This is a genomic window from Ruegeria sp. A3M17 (assembly GCF_003318255.1).
In the GTDB taxonomy this organism is placed as follows: domain Bacteria; phylum Pseudomonadota; class Alphaproteobacteria; order Rhodobacterales; family Rhodobacteraceae; genus Ruegeria.
Genome location: NZ_QOCF01000013.1, coordinates 127492 through 147350 on the forward strand (window position 1 = coordinate 127492; position 19859 = coordinate 147350).

Annotated in this window: 23 protein-coding genes; 10 read left to right on the forward strand and 13 right to left on the reverse strand. The window is 57.9% G+C overall.

Annotated elements, in window-relative coordinates; translation table 11 throughout:
- Positions 1-149 precede the first annotated feature (149 nt).
- The 3 genes from DS906_RS07210 to DS906_RS07220 all read left to right on the forward strand — a co-directional run bounded on the left by DS906_RS07210 (position 150) and on the right by DS906_RS07220 (position 2386).
- Positions 150-428 carry a hypothetical protein gene (locus DS906_RS07210; protein ID WP_113789526.1) on the forward strand — a complete coding sequence of 93 codons (279 nt, stop codon included), beginning with the start codon at positions 150-152 and terminating at the stop codon, positions 426-428.
- 52 nt (positions 429-480) lie between these two features.
- On the forward strand, positions 481-1275 hold the full coding sequence (locus tag DS906_RS07215) for a lytic transglycosylase domain-containing protein (protein ID WP_113789527.1): 795 nt from the start codon (positions 481-483) through the stop codon (positions 1273-1275).
- Between the two features lie 199 nt (positions 1276-1474).
- Positions 1475-2386, forward strand: a complete 912-nt coding sequence (locus tag DS906_RS07220; RefSeq protein WP_233494718.1) for a hypothetical protein — start codon at positions 1475-1477, stop codon at positions 2384-2386.
- A gap of 36 nt (positions 2387-2422) precedes the next feature.
- Here the strand turns inward: DS906_RS07220 and DS906_RS07225 are convergent, their stop codons facing one another.
- The gene (locus DS906_RS07225; protein WP_113789529.1) at positions 2423-3166 is read right to left on the reverse strand and encodes a DUF3445 domain-containing protein; all 744 of its coding nucleotides are present in this window, start codon (positions 3164-3166) and stop codon (positions 2423-2425) included.
- A gap of 123 nt (positions 3167-3289) precedes the next feature.
- On the opposite strand from DS906_RS07225, the gene dddP reads away from it, so the two are divergent.
- Positions 3290-4633 (forward strand): dimethylsulfonioproprionate lyase DddP, encoded by a 1344-nt coding sequence (dddP, locus tag DS906_RS07230; RefSeq protein ID WP_113789530.1) that lies wholly within the window; start codon positions 3290-3292, stop codon positions 4631-4633.
- A 4-nt stretch (positions 4634-4637) separates the two neighbouring features.
- Here dddP and DS906_RS07235 read toward each other — a convergent pair whose 3' ends face one another.
- On the reverse strand, positions 4638-4832 hold the full coding sequence (locus DS906_RS07235) for a hypothetical protein (protein WP_113789531.1): 195 nt from the start codon (positions 4830-4832) through the stop codon (positions 4638-4640).
- A gap of 241 nt (positions 4833-5073) precedes the next feature.
- Here DS906_RS07235 and DS906_RS07240 point away from each other — a divergent pair, with 241 nt between their 5' ends.
- On the forward strand, positions 5074-6288 hold the full coding sequence (locus tag DS906_RS07240; protein WP_113789532.1) for a bifunctional alpha/beta hydrolase/OsmC family protein: 1215 nt from the start codon (positions 5074-5076) through the stop codon (positions 6286-6288).
- A 9-nt stretch (positions 6289-6297) separates the two neighbouring features.
- On the opposite strand, the gene DS906_RS07245 is transcribed toward DS906_RS07240, so the two are convergent.
- From DS906_RS07245 to DS906_RS07265, 5 genes are all read right to left on the reverse strand, one after another.
- Positions 6298-6648, reverse strand: a complete 351-nt coding sequence (locus DS906_RS07245) for a hypothetical protein (protein ID WP_113789533.1) — start codon at positions 6646-6648, stop codon at positions 6298-6300.
- A 10-nt stretch (positions 6649-6658) separates the two neighbouring features.
- Positions 6659-7216 (reverse strand): hypothetical protein, encoded by a 558-nt coding sequence (locus DS906_RS07250; protein ID WP_113789534.1) that lies wholly within the window; start codon positions 7214-7216, stop codon positions 6659-6661.
- A 141-nt stretch (positions 7217-7357) separates the two neighbouring features.
- Complete coding sequence (locus DS906_RS07255) at positions 7358-7945, reverse strand: biotin transporter BioY (protein WP_113789535.1); 588 nt, start codon at positions 7943-7945, stop codon at positions 7358-7360.
- 68 nt (positions 7946-8013) lie between these two features.
- Positions 8014-8436: a DUF6314 family protein gene (locus tag DS906_RS07260; protein ID WP_113789536.1), complete on the reverse strand. Its 423-nt coding sequence runs from the start codon at positions 8434-8436 to the stop codon at positions 8014-8016.
- Entirely contained in the window at positions 8433-8765 is a 333-nt protein-coding gene (locus tag DS906_RS07265; RefSeq protein WP_147235198.1) for a hypothetical protein, read from the reverse strand. The genes DS906_RS07260 and DS906_RS07265 overlap by 4 nt, the downstream gene beginning before the upstream one ends.
- Before the next feature lie 89 nt (positions 8766-8854).
- Here DS906_RS07265 and purB point away from each other — a divergent pair, with 89 nt between their 5' ends.
- The 4 genes from purB to DS906_RS07285 all read left to right on the forward strand — a co-directional run bounded on the left by purB (position 8855) and on the right by DS906_RS07285 (position 13277).
- Positions 8855-10159 (forward strand): adenylosuccinate lyase, encoded by a 1305-nt coding sequence (gene purB / locus DS906_RS07270; RefSeq protein WP_113789538.1) that lies wholly within the window; start codon positions 8855-8857, stop codon positions 10157-10159.
- A gap of 379 nt (positions 10160-10538) precedes the next feature.
- Positions 10539-11078, forward strand: a complete 540-nt coding sequence (locus DS906_RS07275; RefSeq protein ID WP_113789539.1) for a hypothetical protein — start codon at positions 10539-10541, stop codon at positions 11076-11078.
- Positions 11079-11146: 68 nt separating this feature from the next.
- Positions 11147-12238, forward strand: a complete 1092-nt coding sequence (locus tag DS906_RS07280; protein ID WP_113789540.1) for a flagellar motor switch protein FliG — start codon at positions 11147-11149, stop codon at positions 12236-12238.
- A 115-nt stretch (positions 12239-12353) separates the two neighbouring features.
- Positions 12354-13277, forward strand: a complete 924-nt coding sequence (locus DS906_RS07285) for a lysophospholipid acyltransferase family protein (protein WP_113789541.1) — start codon at positions 12354-12356, stop codon at positions 13275-13277.
- Here the strand turns inward: DS906_RS07285 and DS906_RS07290 are convergent, their stop codons facing one another.
- Positions 13278-13979 (reverse strand): thioredoxin family protein, encoded by a 702-nt coding sequence (locus tag DS906_RS07290; RefSeq protein WP_113789542.1) that lies wholly within the window; start codon positions 13977-13979, stop codon positions 13278-13280.
- Positions 13980-14210: 231 nt separating this feature from the next.
- Between DS906_RS07290 and acnA the strand changes: the two genes are divergently transcribed.
- Positions 14211-16901: an aconitate hydratase AcnA gene (gene acnA, locus DS906_RS07295; protein ID WP_113789543.1), complete on the forward strand. Its 2691-nt coding sequence runs from the start codon at positions 14211-14213 to the stop codon at positions 16899-16901.
- A gap of 114 nt (positions 16902-17015) precedes the next feature.
- On the opposite strand, the gene DS906_RS07300 is transcribed toward acnA, so the two are convergent.
- The 5 genes from DS906_RS07300 to ccmA all read right to left on the reverse strand — a co-directional run bounded on the left by DS906_RS07300 (position 17016) and on the right by ccmA (position 19802).
- The gene (locus tag DS906_RS07300) at positions 17016-17552 is read right to left on the reverse strand and encodes a DsbE family thiol:disulfide interchange protein (RefSeq protein ID WP_113789544.1); all 537 of its coding nucleotides are present in this window, start codon (positions 17550-17552) and stop codon (positions 17016-17018) included.
- Complete coding sequence (gene ccmD / locus DS906_RS07305) at positions 17545-17703, reverse strand: heme exporter protein CcmD (protein ID WP_186437450.1); 159 nt, start codon at positions 17701-17703, stop codon at positions 17545-17547. The genes DS906_RS07300 and ccmD overlap by 8 nt, the downstream gene beginning before the upstream one ends.
- Positions 17700-18473, reverse strand: a complete 774-nt coding sequence (locus tag DS906_RS07310; protein WP_113789545.1) for a heme ABC transporter permease — start codon at positions 18471-18473, stop codon at positions 17700-17702. Before DS906_RS07310 ends, ccmD begins: the two co-directional genes overlap by 4 nt.
- 61 nt (positions 18474-18534) lie before the next feature.
- Positions 18535-19191 carry a heme exporter protein CcmB gene (ccmB, locus tag DS906_RS07315; RefSeq protein WP_113789546.1) on the reverse strand — a complete coding sequence of 219 codons (657 nt, stop codon included), beginning with the start codon at positions 19189-19191 and terminating at the stop codon, positions 18535-18537.
- Entirely contained in the window at positions 19188-19802 is a 615-nt protein-coding gene (ccmA, locus tag DS906_RS07320) for a heme ABC exporter ATP-binding protein CcmA (RefSeq protein WP_113789547.1), read from the reverse strand. The genes ccmB and ccmA overlap by 4 nt, the downstream gene beginning before the upstream one ends.
- Positions 19803-19859: the final 57 nt, after the last annotated feature.

The following is a 19859-nucleotide window of genomic DNA, read 5'->3' on the forward strand; positions in this document are numbered from 1 at the left end:
TGCGGGTTAGCGAAAGATCGAACGGAAGGGCGTCCAGTGGGCGCCCTTTTGTCGTTTCTCACCGTCACCCTCCAACTACCTTGACTGAGGCGCAGGAACGTCAGAGCCTTTCTCTGACATATTAGCTTATGCATTTTTGGGAGAGAACGATGCGCCTGATGTTGAAATTCACGATACCAGTTGAAAAGGGCAATCAGGCAGAGCGGGACGGAACCCTTAGGCCAGCAATCGAAGCGCTGGTGAAAGACGTGAATGCCGAGGCCGCGTATTTCGCACTAGAGCATGGAAAACGCATGGGGATCGTCATCTTTGAGGAAAGTGATCAAGCGCGCATGCCAGCCATCAACGAACCGCTGTTCGCGGCTCTGGACGCCAATATTGAGATCCAGCCTGTCTTAACTTCTGAAGACTTACAGCGTGCTTTGTAGACCGCGTTCTACTTATTACCGGTTGTGCTTAAACCCATCGAAGGAAATATTCATGCGATGCCTTGCCATTTCGTTTGTCATTGCCGTCACCCTGCCAGCAATCAGCGTCGCTGCTCCTTGCGGCAACACAAGTAGCGGCTTTGAGGTATGGAAAGTAGACTTTGCCAGACAGGCGAAACGCGCGGGTGTCAAAAAGAAAGGATTGCAGGCACTAGCCCAATCCCAATACGCCACGCGAACCATTGCGGCGGACCGCAATCAAAAGAGCTTTAAATACTCGTTAGACAAGTTCATGCGCGTCCGAGGGGCAGACACCATCGTGGCGCAAGGGCGCAAACGCAAAGCGCGCAACCCACAATTCTATGCGGCACTCGAACGTCAATACGGCGTACCGGCCGGGGTGCTGATCGCCATTCACGGAATGGAAACCGGGTTCGGAAACTTCATGGGGGACAGTCAGGTTGTTTCCGCAATCACAACACTGGCCTATGACTGCCGCAGGTCCGAGTTTTTCATTCCTCACGCGATCGGGGCGCTGAAGCTGGTCGATCAAGGCAGCATTACGACAGCGACAAAAGGGGCAAAACATGGCGAACTTGGGCACACCCAGTTCCTACCAGGCAATGCCATGCAATACGGGGTTGATGCCACCGGCGACGGTCAGGTCGACTTTTACAATATGACCGATGCATTGGCCTCAACTGCCAATTTTCTGCGTAAGAAGGGCTGGAAACCCGGTCGGGGCTATCAACAGGGTCAGCCAAACTTTGCAGTCATTCAACAGTGGAATGCTGCCTCGGTTTACCAACAATCCATTGCAATAATGGCTGCCCGAATCGACGGTTGAAGCTGGCTTGGGATTCCGGGCTTAACACCCGATTTTGGCCACATTGTCGCCACAGACGTCAAAAGGCCCTTAAAATGCCTAGGTTTCCATAGCGTAATCAATCTGCCCGATTTCTCATTTTTTTCCATTTTTGCCCAAATCTGCCCCAGATCGCTTGCTAGATTGTTTCCAAACACAGGATGCGACAAAGGACAGCGCAGTGACTCCGAAGCACAGCTATCACGGTGGTCTGCAATTCGACGGTAAGACCGAAGACGCGATCGAGCGGTTCAGCGACATCGTTGCCAAGACCCTTGCGGACTATGGTCACCTGGTCGAGCGCAAGTCTCTGCTGAACGACACCGAAGCCAGCATTGTGTCCAGTCAGTATCTGGTGCGCCTGACGCTGGATACTAAGGTCGCCGAAACCGAGGACCGGTTCGAGCGCCTCAACCGCGCCGCAGGTCTGAAGACAATCCAGAGACCCATCGTCACCCTGCCGAGTAACCGGCTGACGATCACTGTGACCCCGGTTTCCCCCCTATTGGATGACAGCGAAGTTTCCGAGCTGATGCTGGTCGTGATCCTTTACAGAATGGTTGACGTCTGCGCGACCCAGCGGGTCGAATGGCTGTCGCCCAATACCGTTTTGACCATCGAACAATTCATGAGTGCATTTGACACGCTGACCCCAAGCAGGCCGCGTGACAGAAAACAGATTTTCGAGGCAGTGACAGGCCCGTTTGCCGGACTGAATGTCACTGACGCAGAAGACCTGGATGAGCCACAAAAAAAGGCACTGACCCCAGTAGCCCGGCCAATCCAGCTGTCGGATGAGCAGTTGCTCAGCATCGCTTTTCGGACAGAACCTATCGAGCAGCCTACCGATCGGGACGACACGCCCCCCCTCGTCCACGAGCAACCCAGCGATATCCTCCGACTGACCAGTTGGGGATTGACGGGTGCCGTGGCAAGCGTGTCTGTCCCGATTGCGGCCTCTTTGGCCGCTGTGAACCTGATTAGGGGCGAAGACTTCCGCCTCAATACTCAGGTGCTGGTATATTCGGTCGCGATCTCCGCTCTCAGCACAAGCGGGGCACTTGCGGGCGCAGCCAGCGCGCTGGGCATGTAGCCTGGTATGAAATGACCCTCCTTGGAGGCCCCGCCGTCAGGCGGGGTTTTCCATTTTTGGCACCTGCTCTGCCGCCAGCACATATGTATGAATCGAGAAAACCACGGCCTGCGTCTCAGGTAGTCGTAACAGCGTCTGCCGCTCACTTCGCAGGAACCGCGCGTGTCCTGGCTTTTGCGGGGCCCGTCGGTCGTTTGCACTGCGGGGTTGATGCAACTCGGCGTCCTCATACCACAGCGCATTGAACCGCCACAGAGGGCGTCCCGGTTGTATCCCGTCAAACAATCGCTGAACGCGCCGGGCGATGTCGGAGTTGTAGCTGTCAACAGGCAGATGGATATCGATCAGAGGCCGCATGAATTTCTCGGATAAACGCCAACTGGCAGGAAAACACAGGATGGCTCCGGAGAGCACGTGTTCATCCCCCTGCTTTTGCAGGATGCAGAAATCTTCCTGCACCAATCGGCACAGCGTATCCAATGGCTGATCCTGATCGATCGTAACACCTGTCCCATCCGGGCGGGCGACGTGATCTGTGCACTCGGGATAGACTTGGTTCAGGACAAGATCCAACAACTCCTGCGCAGCGGGTTTAGCGCCTGCATCCATCGCCAGAACATCCGAACGATGACTGACCAACAGGTCCTCGCGTCTTTGCATCTGGGCGGCGAACGCATCATCGCGGTGCAGCCAGTTGTTCATGCTTGCTGGCTGAATGCCTGGCAAGGGGCGCTTGTCCAGCGGGTCATACGGAATTGAAGTCTGAAGAATGGTCGTCATGAATTTGACGTATCATCAGAATTTCCGCTTGTCGGTCAAAAAGCGACGAACGCACAGTCGCAAACCTTCAAGACGTCGGACGATTGATTCTTCACGCTCAAAGTACAGGCAGGGAGACCCACCATGAACCGACACTACCGCGATAGCCGCAAGATCGACCCGACCAAAGGTACGACCCTTGGTGATGGCACCCCGAACGAAAACGACCGGATCGAGATTGGCCCGACGCAGCTTGCGTTCTCGGAATGGGAAAAAGCCGGCCTTGCCCTGCCCGATCTAGCCCGGATGCGCGAACACCGGTGGCAACGACTGACGCAAGCCATTGTCGACCGCGGCTATGGCGGGTTGCTGATGTTCGATCCGCTGAACATTCGTTACGCCACCGACAGCACCAACATGCAGTTGTGGAACACGCATAACCCGTTCCGCGCAGTTCTGCTGTGCGCCGATGGCTACATGGTGATCTGGGACTATAAGAACTCTCCGTTCCTTTCCACGTTTAACCCATTGGTGCGCGAGCAGCGATCCGGAGCTGATCTGTTCTACTTTGACCGCGGTGACAAAGTCGACGTGGCCGCGGACGTGTTCTCAAACGAGGTGCGCGTTCTGATCGACGAACATGGTGGCGGCAACAAGCGCCTCGGCGTGGACAAGATCATGCTGCACGGCCTGCGCGCGCTTGAGGCGCAAGGGTTCGAAATCATGGAAGGCGAAGAGGCTACGGAAAAGACCCGCGCCATAAAAGGCCCGGACGAAATCCTTGCCATGCGCTGCGCCAACCATGCCTGCGAATCCGCCGTGGCTGAAATGGAGAAATTCGCGCGCGCCAATGTGGGTGACGGCAAAACCTCGGAAGACGACATTTGGGCGGTTCTGCATGCCGAAAACATCCGGCGCGGCGGCGAGTGGATCGAAACCCGCCTGCTGGCTTCGGGTCAGCGCACCAATCCATGGTTTCAGGAATGCGGTCCCCGGATCACGCAACAGAATGAGATCATCGCCTTTGATACCGACCTGATCGGATCCTATGGCATCTGCATCGACATCTCGCGCACATGGTGGATCGGCGACGAAAAACCCCGGCCCGACATGGTCTATGCCATGCAGCACGCGCATGAGCATATCATGACCAATATGGAGATGCTGAAGCCCGGCGTGATGATCCCGGAACTGACGGCCAATGCACACAAGTTGGACGACAAGTTCCTGGCACAGAAATACGGATGCCTGATGCACGGCGTCGGCTTGTGCGATGAGTGGCCTCTGGTTGCTTATCCGGACAAGGCAGTGGCGGGCTCATACGACTACGCGCTCGAGCCCGGCATGGTCCTGTGTGTCGAGGCTGCCGTTGGAGAGGTTGGCGGAAATTTCTCGATCAAGCTGGAGGATCAGGTTCTGATCACCGAATACGGATATGAGAACCTGACCACTTATCCATTTGATCCGCAGCTCATGGGGTTGAGCTGACGTTTCAGTTCGACCAATGTGACCGCCTGACATTTCCGTGCCAGTCTTCGGACACGGGATTAAAAACCTGCGCCTCAGCAGATACCACCGGCGGCAAGGTTTGACCAAGCGCAAATCCGATCACGCCGGTCAGGGCAATCACGGCCAATATACCCGGGCGTAGAACCACGCCCCTTGGATCCATTGCAGTATGTGCCATTTGAACCTCCTGGGTTGCACGTGTGCGATGGTCGTAAGATGGGGAGGTGATATAAATTAGTAAAACGAATATTTTTTAAGGTATGCTTCACAAAAATTGATGATATGGGATCACAGGGCGGACAAAGATTTGCGCGCAATCTGTTCACCGTACTCACCTTCCCGTGACGCTTCTTACAATGGGGTTGAGCGGCCAGTCGGAAGCACACACTATTAGTCATCCCGACGAACAAGGAACTGCCATGCCCACCGAACGCATTACCTTTGCCGGTCACGACGGCAACCAATTGGCCGCGCGCCTGGATTTGCCGGACGGTCCGGTCCTGGCGACAGCCCTATTTGCGCATTGTTTCACCTGTTCCAAAGACATCCCGGCCGCGCGCAGGATTGCCGCCCGACTGGCGGCGATGGGCATCGCCGTTCTGCGATTTGACTTTACCGGGCTGGGGCATTCCGGTGGGGAATTTGCCAACACAACCTTTACCTCCAATGTCGAAGACCTGATCGCGGCCTCGCATTATTTGGCTGGCCGCAACATGGCTCCGGCATTGCTCATCGGCCATTCGCTGGGTGGTGCGGCTGTGTTGCGCGCCCGTGCTGGCATTCCCAGCGTCAAGGCCGTGGTCACTCTGGGGGCACCTGCAGATCCGGGACACGTCGCCCATCACTTTGAGGATGCATTGCCTGAAATCACGCAGGCGGGGTCAGCAGACGTGATGTTGGGCGGGCGACCCTTCCGCATTGGCAAAGCGTTTGTGGATGACATTTCCGAAGCAGCTCTGATGCCTGCTATTGCAGACCTGAAGGCCGCGTTGCTGATCTTGCACGCACCTCGGGACGAGACCGTAAGCATCGACAACGCCAGCACAATCTTCCTGGCCGCCAAACATCCCAAAAGCTTTGTGACCCTCGACGATGCCGATCACCTGATTACCCGCGCATCCGACGCGGAATACGCGGCAGACGTGATCACCGCGTGGGTGACGCGCTACGTCAAGCTCTGCCCGCCCGCGCCGCCACCCGGCGCGCCCGAAGGTGTCGTACGTGTGACCGAAGCTGATCCGGAGGGGTTCCTGCAGGACATACAATCCGGTCCCCGACACCACGCTGTCGCGGACGAGCCCGCCTCATACGGTGGCACCGACCGTGGCATGTCGCCCTACGGGTTCGTGTCATCTGGACTGGGGGCTTGCACGTCGATGACCATCCGCATGTATGCGCGGCGCAAACGCTGGCCGCTGAAAACCGTTTCAGTCGATGTGTGCCACAACAAGGTCCATGCACAAGATGCCGGGCTAGCCAACGAAGGAAAAGTCGATCAGTTCCGCCGCAAGATCCGCCTTGAAGGTCCGCTGACGGCTGAGCAGCGCACTCGTTTGCTGGAGATCGCGGACAAATGCCCGGTCCACAGAACCTTGGAAGGGTCAGCCCAGATCACAACTGAATTACTGGACTGACCCCTCAGCTCACCGCCGCCCTGCGGGACGGTGAATGGGGGGCCGGGCCGCCGGTGGCCGCGCAACCGGTGGTCGTGGCCGGTTCGGCGGCCGCGACACCGGTGGTCTGCTCGGTGGCTTGGCGATAGGTGGAACAGGGCGCGCCGGTGGGCGACCATCTGGCGGTCTGGGGCGATCCGGCCGGTCGATGTCAATATCCACGTCTACGTCATGATAATAGTCATTCCACAGCATCGAGTCGTAGAACGGGTCATACCCGTAACCTACCCCGACGGTTACGCCGTCACAGGCCGAAAGCGTCAGGCTTGCTGCCCCCAATCCAAGGGCAAGGGCTGCGCGTTTGATCAGTTTGCGGGTCATGTGCGCCTCCTCACTGCAGGGACCGGAACGACGCGAACACGGCGTTCAGATCGTCCACATAAGCCGGATCGGCGCCGTCCCGCAGGATCGCAACGGCGATGGCCACGCGCCCCTTCGCCAAGTCAATCACGGAAACAGTGAAGTTCACGCCGTGCCCTTCGCGACTGCCGGTCCCGCGAATAACACGCGCGGGCAACCCGCCAATGCGCGTCGTGGTGGTCTCGGACACTGTTGGATCCTTGACCAGAAACCTGTCGATATCTTCAAGATACCGAAGACCGCCCTCGATCGAGGCCACACCTATAGGCGACACAAAGCCCATCCAGACATTATCGTCCGTGACTGGCCGCATCCCCATGACCCGGGCAACGGCACGTGCATCGCCCAGCTCAGTATCCTCAATTTCGCGCGGGCCACCGGTGCGCAGCGCCCAGAAGTCGGGTACAGAAAAGCCGAACAGTGCACGCCCGTTGTCCGTATACGTGACCGGAGTATCAGCGGATGCCGCCCCGCCGCTCAGCAAAAGCGAGGCACAAACCGCGAGTGCCGAAGCTAATTGAATACGCATATATCAATAACCTGATGATTTCATTGAGTGCAGATTGGCCTGTAGTGGCCCCTTTTGTCCAGCATCCCGATGTGAGGGCACAAAAAAACCGCGCCGGGATATCTCCGGGCGCGGTTTCGTCAGACTTAGATTGGCCGAACCTTACGAACGAGCGTCGCCGACCAGTTTCCACAGCGCAGGGATCAGCATCGCTGCCAGCGCCAGCTTGATCACGTCACCCACCAGGAATGGTGTCAGGCCCCACTGCAGGATCGGTTGGTCCCAGCCATAAAGCTGACCCAGCCACACAAGACCGGGGACGTAGATCACGACGTTGGCCAGAACCAGCGCCAGTGCCATTTTTCCAACCGAGCGATCCCAACCACGCGCGGCCAGTGCGCCCAGCAGAACGGTTGCCAGAAGGTAGCCGACCAGATAGCCACCGGTGCCGCCCATCATGTAGGTCAAACCGAATTTCTCAGCCGAAGAGCCCGCGAACACGTCAAAGCCCAACGCGCCGATCAGCAGGTAACCTAGCATGGTGACCAGACCCAAACGCGTGCCGTAGGCGGTGCCGATGGTCAGCACGGCAAAGGTGCCCATTGTGATCGGGACAGGCCACATCGGAACCTTGATCTTGGCAGCAATTGCCAGCGCCAGAATACCCAGAGCGACCAGCACAACCTGTTTGACGCGCAGCGCGGTGCCTTCGCGCGGGCCAATCGCATTGGCCAGTACATTCGCATTCATTCTTATGTCTCCACCTATTTTCAACCGCAGAAATGCCCGCTTAGAGCTCTGACTGCAACATGATTACGCTATCTTAACCGATAATCGGTGCTCATTTCATAAGATTTTCTGGGTCCCGAGACGATCCAGCGCACTGACCAGACTGGCCAGGCCGAAAAATCGTAGACAGCATCGTAGCTGTCGGGCGGGCAATCGTGGTGGTCAGACGCATGTGCCTGACCCAAGGCCAGCCGGTGAAAATAGCGGCCGTCGTCAAAATGTATGGCAATCGCCTCACCCGCCGCGTGCCACAGGTACCTGCGCGTGCCTTTCATCTCGGCTTGCCCCGGCACACGCAGCGTGACTTCTTCGTCGTATATCAAGCCGTCCTCGGTCGGGCTCAGGACCGCGTGACCATCGGCCTGCACCACCTGCCCCGCCTGCGCGTCCAGAATGGTCCGGGTCAAGGCCCAACGACCTTCGAAATCCGACAGTCTGCGCGGCAGGCTCATTCGGCGAGTGTCCCGTCGGTCGTGGCACCGTTATCATCAACGAACCGGATCACTTTGCCACTTTGCTGGACATCATAGCAGGCCCAAAAATCCGAAGGCGGCCAGACCGAGCAATAGCGATCCCCGCGCACCGCCCACCGCCCGGCGCTAGGTCCGCCCGAAAAATACTGTGTCAGCATCTTATCCTCGAAGGTCTGCCAGATACCTTCCCCGTAATCGAGTTTCTGTCCGGTCAATGCTGACAGAACTTCATCCCCCGTCAGCGTTCTGAACTCCTCAGCCGCCAGAAAACCGGGCCAAAGGGCCAAAATCAGGGCAAACCGTCTCATATTCGCACTCGCGCCTTGTTCCTTTGTCTGCGCGGGTTTAAACCCCGCCGCAACGCCTCCTGCCAAATCACAATAAGGTGCCGCTGCCAATGATTCCACGCTATTCCCGCCCCGATATGGTCGCCATCTGGTCGCCCGAATCCAAGTTCCGCATCTGGTACGAGATCGAGGCTCATGCCTGCGACGCCATGGCTGATCTGGGTGTGATCCCGCGCGAGAATGCCGAGGCTGTCTGGAAAGCCAAAGACGTGGAATTCGACGTGGCGCGCATCGACGAAATCGAAGCGGTTACCAAGCACGACGTCATCGCTTTCCTGACCCATTTGTCCGAACATGTCGGCAGTGAAGAGGCGCGTTTTGTCCATCAGGGCATGACCAGCTCGGACGTCCTCGACACATGTTTCAACGTTCAACTGACCCGCGCCGCCGACCTGTTGATCGCAGATCTAGAAGGTCTGCTGGCTGCCTTGAAACGCCGCGCGATCGAACACAAGGACACGGTTCGCATCGGCCGCAGCCACGGTATCCATGCGGAACCCACCACCATGGGCCTGACTTTCGCGCGTTTCTACGCCGAGATGGACCGCAACCTGTCCCGCATGCGCGACGCCCGCGCTGAAATCGCCACGGGCGCGATCAGCGGCGCGGTCGGCACATTCGCCAATGTTGACCCGCGTGTGGAAGAGCATGTCTGCGACCAGCTGGGTCTGGTGCCCGAGCCGATTAGCACTCAGGTCATCCCGCGCGACCGCCATGCTGCGTTCTTTGCCACGCTGGGCATCATTGCCAGCAGCATCGAGAACGTCGCCATCGAAATCCGCCACATGCAGCGCACCGAGGTGCTTGAGGGGGCCGAGTTCTTCTCGATGGGTCAGAAAGGCTCTTCGGCCATGCCACACAAGAAAAACCCGATCCTGACTGAGAACCTGACCGGGTTGGCCCGCATGGTGCGCGCGGCAGTGATCCCGGCGATGGAAAACGTGGCGCTCTGGCACGAGCGCGATATCTCGCATTCCTCGGTCGAACGCATGATCGGGCCGGATGCCACGATCACACTGGATTTTGCACTGGCGCGACTGACAGGCGTGATCGACAAGATGTTGATCTTCCCCGAGAACATGCTTGAGAACATGAACAAGTTCCCCGGTCTTGTGATGAGCCAGCGGGTTCTGCTGGCGTTGACCCAAGCAGGTGTCAGCCGCGAAGATGCCTATGCCATGGTGCAGCGCAACGCGCTGAAAGTCTGGGAACACCGCACCGATTTCAAAGAGGAACTGCTGGCAGACGCGGACGTCACCGCCGCGCTGAGCCCTGAAGAAATCGAAGAGAAATTCGATCTCGGCTATCATACCAAACACGTTGATACGATCTTCGCCCGCGTGTTCGGCGAATAAACCACGATTGATCAATTGGTTCACAGGGCCCGGTTCGCACCACGCGATCCGGGCCCTGCTCTTTTGCCAGACAGGCCAAAACCGGCTATGATGCCCGCGTATGTCCGGACAGGAGAAACACGATGATCCGCACTTTGATTTGCGCTTTGGCCCTTAGTTGTTCAGCCTCCGTTGCCTTGGCCTGTAGTGGCCATTCCAAGCAGACCCAGTCCTGCGCGCCGGGCACATATTGGGATGCAGAAGCCCAAACCTGCGCCAAAATTGTGAATAGCTGAGAAAAAAATTCCTTATTCGTGAATAAACGCGAGCCTTCGGTTGTTAGCTTTTGAGAGAAACGCACTATGCTTTCTGTAAGTAGCCCAGACAACGGAGTAGGAAAATGCGCCTAGTACTCGCTTCAGCCATCGCCCTTCAGGCCTTTGCATTCGCGCCGGTCGCGATCGCCGCTGGCGGTGACAGCAGCCCGCCAAAACCGACCAACACGACCAAGAAGTGTTTCTTCGGTCGCGTCTATGACAAAGACGCCGGACGGTGCGTAAAGCCGGACAAGACCAACTTTACTGAAGAAGAGCTGTATGACGCCGTGCGCGAACTGGCCTATGACGGACAGTTCGAAAATGCACAGGACATCCTGCGCATCATGGATCAGGATGATGATCGCGTGTTGACCTACTGGGGTTTCACCTACCGCAAAATGGGTGAGCTTGATCTGGCGAATGCCTTCTATTCGAACGCCATTGAAGCAAATCCCGACAACATACTGGCGCGCAGCTATATGGGTCAGGGCTTTGTCACCGAGGGCAAAACCGATCTTGCCATCGTCCAGTGGCGCGAGATCAAGGCGCGCGGCGGTGAAGGCACCTGGGCCGAGGCATCCCTGCGCGAGGCGATCCGCACCGGGCTGACTTACAACTACTAAACTTCAGCCTTTCTTTACCCGACTCTCCGTAATCTGCCTGTGGAACAGAATCTTGGCACCACAGGCAGATGCAGGACACAAACTCTTTGGTTCAACTGGCACCGGGGACATCAACACCCACAGCCGACGCCCAGAACGACGCTCCCCGCGTCGTCCCCAAGGCGCTGAGCAGCCGACAAAAAGCCGCCGTCGTTGTGCGCCTTTTGTTGAATGAGGGCGCAGATATCCCCCTGGAAGAGCTTCCCGACGATTTGCAGGAAAAGCTGACACACCAGCTGGGTCAGATGGGCCTTGTGGATCGCATCACGCTAGCATCCGTCGCACATGAATTTGCCGAAGCGCTGGACAGTGTCGGCCTGTCCTTTCCACATGGGCTGGCCGGCGCTCTGGATGCGGTCAGCGACAAGATTACGCCGGCAACAGCGGCCAGGTTGCGGAAGGAAGCCGGGGTGCGCCAGATCGGCGATCCGTGGCAACGGCTGCACGAAATCCCGACAGGAGATTTGGCCACCATCGCTCTGGCCGAAAGCACTGAAATTGCAGCGGTCATGTTGTCCAAGCTGGAAACTGCGAATGCCGCGCAACTTCTGGGTCACCTGCCCGGCCCGGTCGCGCGGCGCATCACCTATGCCGTGTCCAAAACGGCCAACATCACACCCGAGGCGGTTGAACGGATTGGCTGGTCGCTGGCGGCGCAACTTGATCGACGCCCCGCCACGGCCTTTTTGGATGGCCCCGGCGCGCGGGTCGGTGCGATTCTGAACCAATCAGCCGCAGCAACGCGCGACGGGCTTTTGACGGCCCTGGACGAGGAAGACACCGACTTCGCATCTCTGGTGCGCCAATCGATATTCACCTTCGCCCATATCCCGGCCCGCATCCTGCTAAAGGACGTGCCTGCGATTCTGCGTGGATTGGATCAGGCTGATCTCGTCACCGCCCTGGCCGGAGCCCAGGGCGAAGATGACAAAACCGCAGTCGAGTTTCTGCTGTCCAACATGTCGACGCGTATGGCGGATAACCTGCGCGAGGAAATCACTGAACGCGGCAAGGTGAAACTGTCCGAAGCCGAAGAAGCGATGACTTTAGTCATTGGCGCAATTCGCGGGCTTGTCGACGAAGGCGCAATTGCGTTGACCGAAGAGGATAGCGAAGAGTGACGGGCAAGCCCGATCCGGTATGTCGGATCAAGGCTTTGGTTTGCAGCGCTTGTGGTTGCGGTTTCCGCCTTGTATGTCTTGCCCGGCAAATCGCAACAGCCGGTGAGACCTATTCATGCCCGTCGAAAAGTCGGAACTAAGCCGCACAGAGCTTAGAAAATACTACATCACTGGATTGTTCATGAAGGGCGTGATCGGGACCTTGCGGTTGTTGCCCTATGAAACACGCCTGGCGACCATGGGCGCAATCGCACGTGGGCTTTCGCCCTTGATCGGCTTTACCAAACGCGTGCGCAGCAACTTGAAATTGACCCGCCCTGACCTGTCAGAGGCCGACGTCAACAGAATTTGCAGCGCCGTTCCGGATAATGCCGGTCGCGCGATTATGGAGCATTTTTCGCCCGAAGGGTTCACCGAACGTCAGCGCACGGCAAAGGTAAGCGGTTCGGGTGTCGCTGCATTTGACTCAGCCGTGGCCGAAGGGCGACCGATCATGATGATCACCGCGCATTTTGGTCACTATCTGGCAGCACGCATCGCCCTGCAGGAACGCAGCGGTAAACCAATTGGGTGCCTCTATCGCCGCATGGCGAATCCTTACTTCAATGACATGTATGTCGAGGCCTTCCATAAGACCGGCTCGCCGATGTTCGAACAGGGCCGCCGCGGAATGGTCGAGATGGTTCGTTCCCTCAAGAAAAGTGGGATTATCGCGATCGTGTCCGATCTGCACGCCCATGGCGGTGAAGAGCTGACATTTTTTGGCAAGCCCGCCGTGACCTCAGTCCTGAATGCAGAACTGGCAATGAAATACAACGCCGTACTGATCCCGTGTTATGCGGTGCGGCAACCAAACGGCGTGGACTTTGAAATCGTGCTGCACGACCCGGTGCCGCATACAGACCCCAGGACCATGACCCAGTTCACCAATGACGATCTTGAGGCCATGGTGAGACAGCATATGGGCCAGTGGTTCTGGATCCACCGGCGTTGGAAAGCCTGGAACGGTTTGGGGGTTCAGCCGGAGGATATGCCCTGATTACTTGACCCGCGCGGCTGCCACAATCGGGCCGTGCCCTGCCCTTTGCACCAGTACAACTGCCGGAAAATCTGCGTCGACGGTTACCGAAAACGCCTGAGGCGCGACGCCGTCCCATTGACCCGCGATATGCCAGGCCTCGACGACATTGGCATAGTCCAGATCGCGGCCGGCCAGCTCTCCGCGCCGGATCGAGGCATGGCGCACAGGTGAATACTGAATGACCCGGATGTCATAAGTTTCTCCGGCCGGCAGTTCGACTGGCGTCACATCCACGGTCACATCATCACCCGAGCGCACGGCCGTCACGGACGCTTGCGGGGCTGCCTTTAGATGCGCATTTATCAGGCGATCCAATTCCCGTGATTGCGCCCCGACCACATCCTGCTGCCCATTCACCACCATCTGAGGCGTATATATCATCGACCGCCCCCCTTCCCGCGCATAAGTGCGCTGGCGCAGAGTGTGGTCCGGGTCGGCATATTCGTCCTTCCACCCGATGTAGTCCCAGTAATCCACATGCAGTGCCAGGCCGATCACATCGTCGCGTTTGGCCAAATCATGCATGATCCGGTCGGCAGGCGGACAGGACGAACAGCCCTGAGATGTGAACAGTTCAACCACAACCGGATCGCCCTCGGCCAGGGCTGCTGTGGATAGAAACAAGGAAACTAGCGCTGTTGCGCGAATGGATCTGAACATTATGGATCTCGGACATTTAGCTGGATGTACTGCCCGGTTTAAACGCAAGCCCGTTCAACCTCCAATCAACGTTTCTTGAGACATGCGACCATCGCGACCCTTAAATTTTGTGTGCAATGGTATACATAACTCGACAAACTCACCTCCTTGGCCCTTGAATCAAAGGCTTTGGTGATGCAGATAACTATTAGCGAATCCCGGGATCTAAGTCATTTCAGAGGGAGGCCACAGATGCCCATCAAAGTCGGACAAGATACCGCCAAAACACGCCGCAACCTTAGCGTGAATGGCAAATCCATTTCATATTACTCGATCCCTGCCGCGCAAGAGGCCGGTCTGGGTGATTTTTCCAAGCTTCCCGCCGCGCTGAAAGTGGTTCTGGAAAACATGCTGCGGTTCGAGGACGAGGGCTTTTCCGTCGCGGTCGACGATATCAAAGCCTTTGGCGAATGGGCACGCAATGGCGGCAAGAACCCGCGCGAGATTGCGTATCGCCCTGCCCGCGTGTTGATGCAGGACTTTACTGGCGTTCCGGCCGTTGTCGATCTGGCTGCGATGCGCGATGGCATCAAGGGGCTGGGTGGCGATGCGCAGAAGATCAACCCGCTGAACCCGGTTGATCTGGTCATCGACCACTCGGTCATGATTGATGAATTCGGCAACCCCCGCGCGTTCCAGATGAACGTGGATCGCGAATATGAACGCAACATGGAGCGTTACCAGTTCCTGAAATGGGGACAGTCGGCCTTTAACAACTTCCGTGTTGTTCCCCCTGGAACCGGCATCTGCCATCAGGTGAACCTGGAATATCTGGCCCAGACCGTCTGGACCGACACCGACCAGAATGGCGACGAAGTCGCCTACCCCGACACGCTGGTTGGTACTGACAGCCACACCACAATGGTCAACGGTATGGCCGTTCTGGGCTGGGGTGTTGGCGGGATCGAAGCCGAAGCCGCGATGCTGGGCCAGCCGATCTCGATGCTGATCCCCGAGGTTGTAGGTTTTGAGCTGACCGGAGCGATGCTCGAGGGCACCACTGGCACTGACCTTGTTCTGAAGGTCGTCGAGATGCTGCGCGCGAAAGGCGTGGTGGGCAAATTCGTCGAGTTCTACGGAAGCGGTCTGGACCGTCTGCCGCTGGCCGACCGCGCAACCATTGCCAATATGGCACCTGAATACGGCGCAACCTGCGGCTTCTTCCCGATTGACGGCGAGACCCTACGCTATATGCGTAACACCGGCCGGGACGAAGATCGTCTGGCTCTGGTTGAGGCCTATGCCAAGGAAAACGGCCTTTGGCGTGATGAGAATTACGCGCCCATTTACACTGACACTCTGACTCTGGACATGGGCACAATCGTTCCCGCCATCTCGGGCCCGAAACGCCCGCAGGACTATGTTGCGCTGACCGGTGCCAAGGCTGCCTTTACCAAGGAAATGGCGGATACCTTCAAGCGCCCGATGGGTAAGCAGATCGAAGTCAAAGGTGAAGAATACGGCATGGAATCGGGCAAGGTCGTGATCGCCTCGATCACTTCCTGCACCAACACTTCGAACCCCTACGTGATGATTGGTGCTGGCTTGGTCGCGAAAAAGGCCCATGAGCTGGGCCTGAACCGCCAACCTTGGGTCAAAACATCGCTTGCCCCCGGCTCGCAGGTGGTGTCGGAATACCTTGAGGCGGCTGGCCTGCAGCAACATCTGGATGCTATCGGGTTCAACCTGGTTGGTTATGGCTGCACCACATGCATCGGCAACTCTGGCCCGATTCAGAGGGAGATCAGCGAAGCGATTGCCGAAGGCGATCTGGTCGCAACCTCGGTTCTTTCGGGCAACCGTAACTTTGAAGGCCGGATTTCGCCGGACGTGCGGGCAAATTATCTGGCCTCACCGCCTCTGGTCGTGGTCTATGCGTTGGCTGGCACGATGGATATCGATCTGACATCCGAGCCGATTGGGCGGGACAAGGACGGCAATGACGTCTTCATGAAAGACATCTGGCCAACCCAAAGCGAAATTGCCGAGCTGGTGCAGGAAACCGTTACCCGTGAAGCGTTCCTTTCGAAATATGCCGACGTCTTTAAGGGCGATGAGAAATGGCAAAGCGTCGAGGTGCCGCAACAGGAAACCTATGACTGGCCGCCGACATCGACCTATATCCAGAACCCTCCCTATTTTCAGGGAATGGGTGCCGAGCCGGGCACGATCTCAAATATCGAAGGGGCCAAGGTGTTGGCGGTTCTTGGGGACATGGTCACGACCGACCACATCTCACCCGCAGGGTCTTTTGCAAGCACCTCGCCTGCCGGTCAGTATCTGATCGAACGTCAGGTGCAGCCACGCGAGTTCAACTCTTACGGTTCCCGCCGGGGCAATCACGAGGTTATGATGCGTGGCACATTCGCCAATATCCGCATCAAGAATGAGATGCTGGACGGCGTCGAAGGTGGCTATACCAAAGGCCCTGACGGCGAACAGGCCTCAATCTACGATGCTTCGATGGCCTACCAGGAACTAGGCCTGCCGCTGGTCGTCTTTGGTGGCGAGCAATACGGCGCTGGCTCATCGCGCGACTGGGCTGCCAAGGGCACGGCCCTGCTGGGCGTCAAAGCCGTGATCGCCGAAAGCTTTGAGCGTATCCACCGGTCCAACCTGGTTGGAATGGGCGTGATCCCATTCGAGTTCACCGGCGGCGACACCCGCAAGACGTTGCGCCTGACGGGCGACGAAACCGTCTCAATCCACGGCTTGGATTCGGTCGAGCCGCTGCAAGAGGTGCCCTGCACCATCATCTTCGGCGACGGAACCGAGAAAACGATCACGCTGAAATGCCGGATCGATACCGCGCCCGAGATCGAATACATCGAAAACGGTGGCGTGCTGCAATATGTGCTGCGGAACCTTGCCAAGGAAGATTAAAGCAACAAAGCCCCGGCCAATGCGCCGGGGCTTTTTCTTGAATGCCAGCGCAACTAGCAGAAATAAGAAATAGAGCGCGTGCAACAGGCACGCTCTGCTTGGCAACGGTTCAGATCACTGGCCAGCTTTTTCCAAGGCAGGGCGGATCGTGCTTTCGATAACGCGTTGCGTGATCGGACCGGCAAAGCGCAGAATGATCGTGCCCTCGCCGTCGATTACATAAGTTTCCGGAACACCGTAGAGGCCCCAGTCTAGCGCCATGCGCCCTTGCTCATCCCGTCCGATGGCTTTGTAGGGGTCACCAAGTTCGGTCAGAAAACCTTCGGCATTGGCCAATTGATCCTTGTAGTTAATGCCATAGACCGGGATGCCCTCTTCGGACAGCGCCTCAAGGTTGGGATGTTCGGCCCGGCAGGGGGCACACCAGCTGGCCCAATAGTTGACCAGCTTGACCTCACCATCACGCAGCGTGGCATCGTCAAATATCGTCTTGCCCGGAAACTCGGTCAGAACAACCGGTGGCGCGGGCTGCCCTTCGCGTGCAGATGGCAAGGCGTTAGGATCATCTCGGAACATTCCAATGCCTGCCAGAACGGCAAAAGCGCCGAAAATCAACGGCGGCGCAATCATCAGGGGTGAGACTTTAGCCATTGCGCGACATCCTGTGTTCGAGCTTTTCCATTTCCGCCCGGACTTTGCGCCCGCGCATTACGCTGAGAACGACCAGTGCAATCAGCAACCCCAGCGAGGCCGCATAGGACCACAGGACCGCGTCGGCATATTTTCCAAGATCAGGGATCATCCGTTTAGCCTTTCTCGCGCCAGCAGCGCCTTGATCCGTCGCGCCCGGATTTCTGTTCCTGTGCGATACAGAACCAACGCGATGAACAGCAGCACAAATCCGATGATGCACAGCAACAGCGGGTAGAAATAAATGTTGCTGACTTTTTCTTCGGTATCCGCGCCGGTGATGGCTGCCGCGCGCATCACGGATGCCCCCTGATGCAGGCCTTGGTTCCAAAAGTTCACCGCATAGCGGCTGAGCAAGGCAAAAACCGACCCCACCAGACACAGGACCGAGGTCAGATCGGCGGCTGTGTCGGAATCTTCGATCGCTTCCCAAAGCGCCACGTAGCCCAGATAGAACAGGAACAGGATCAGGAACGCGGTCAGGCGAGGATCCCAGGCCCACCACGTGCCCCACATCGGTTGCCCCCAGATCGCGCCGGTTACCAACGCGATCAGGGTCATCACGATACCGATGGGAGCTGCCGCTCGCGCAGCGAGTGCGCTGACATGGTGGCGGCGCACCAGCCACACCAAAGATGTGGCAAGCATCATCAGCCAGCAATTGATCGCCATCAACGCCGCAGGCACATGCAGGTAGATGATCTTGACCGTCGAGCCCTGCTTGTAATCATCCGGCGTGAAGAAAAAGCCCCAGGTCAGCCCAACGACCAGACACACAAAAGAAGTCATCCAGAAGAACGGCAGGACCCGCTCGCTGGTCGCGAGGAATTTGCGCGGGTTGGCGTATTCCCAGAGGGTATTGGCTTTGGCTGCGATAGACATGGGCTCTATTTAGTCCGACTCGTGTTCGTTCTCAATTGACATCAATCAAACTGCGACAGCGTCACCGAAGGTTGATCCGCAATACTGCTGCGCTGGCAAAAGGCAACAGCGCAATCGTGGCCGCCGTGATCCCCGCCAGCATCAACAGCGGTGTCTGCGTTTCCATCCCCGTGGCGCCGCGGCGTGCGACCTCGGCCCCGAAGATCAGCGTAGGAACATAAAGCGGCAGAACAAGCAATGACAACAATAGCCCCCCGCGCTTTAGGCCGACTGTCAGAGCTGCGCCGAAGGTCCCGATCACACTCATGGCCGGGGTGCCGACCAAAAGTGAGATCACCAGCCAGAAAAAGCCTGGCACCGGCAAGTTCAGTAGCACACCCAGAAACGGCGCAGCCAGAACCAGCGGCAAACCCGTCGTCAGCCAGTGGGCCAGCGCCTTGATCGACACAACCGCCTCAAGCGGCAAGGGCGCGGTGGCCACCAGGTCAAGCGATCCGTCTTCCCAATCCAGTGCAAGCAGGCGGTCGAGTGACAAAAGGCAAGCCAAGAGCGCGCCCAGCCAAAGCACACCCGGCGCAATGGTCGACAGCAGCGAGGATTGCGGGCCGACTGAGAACGGCACCAGAACGGTCACAATCAGAAAGAATGCAAGGCCAAGGCCAAAACCCCCGCCCGCGCGGAAGGCCAGTTTCAGGTCGCGCAGCAGCAGGGCGATCACAGGAAGCCTCCGTCAAAGTCGTCGATGGGTTTTGGTTTGGCTTTGTTGGAACCCACATCCATAATCTCGCCGTCCAGACCAAGGTCGATATGAGTAGCGATCAAGGCCGAGCCGCCCTGCCCCAGATGGGCACGAACGGCATCTGCGAACATCTGTACGGCGTCCTTGTCCAAAGACACGGTCGGTTCGTCCAGCATCCAGATCGGCCGTCCGGTGACCAGCATCCGGGCCAGTCCAAGGCGGCGTTTCTGACCGGCGGACAGATTTCCCGCATGGCGGTCCGACAGCTCGTTCAACGCAAAGGCATCCAATGCGGGTTGGATGTCATCTGTCCCAAAGACCGAGGCCCAGAAGGCCAGGTTTTCCACAACCGTCAACGTTGGCTTCAACCCATCGGAATGAGAGGCGTAGGCAATTTGATCCTCGGCCCCGTCAATGGTTCCGCTCAATGCCGGCTGCAACCCCGCCAGTGTACGCAGCAAGGTCGTTTTGCCGATCCCGTTTGGCCCACGCAGGATCAGTGCATGCCCGGGTTGAAGCGAGAAGTTCAGCCCCTCGAGCACGGGGATGCCCCCGCGGGTGATGGCAAGATCGGTTACGGTCAGTGTCATACGGTCCCGCTTATCTTATTGCGCATAGGGGCAAAAGGCGGGATTTGCCGCAGGGCA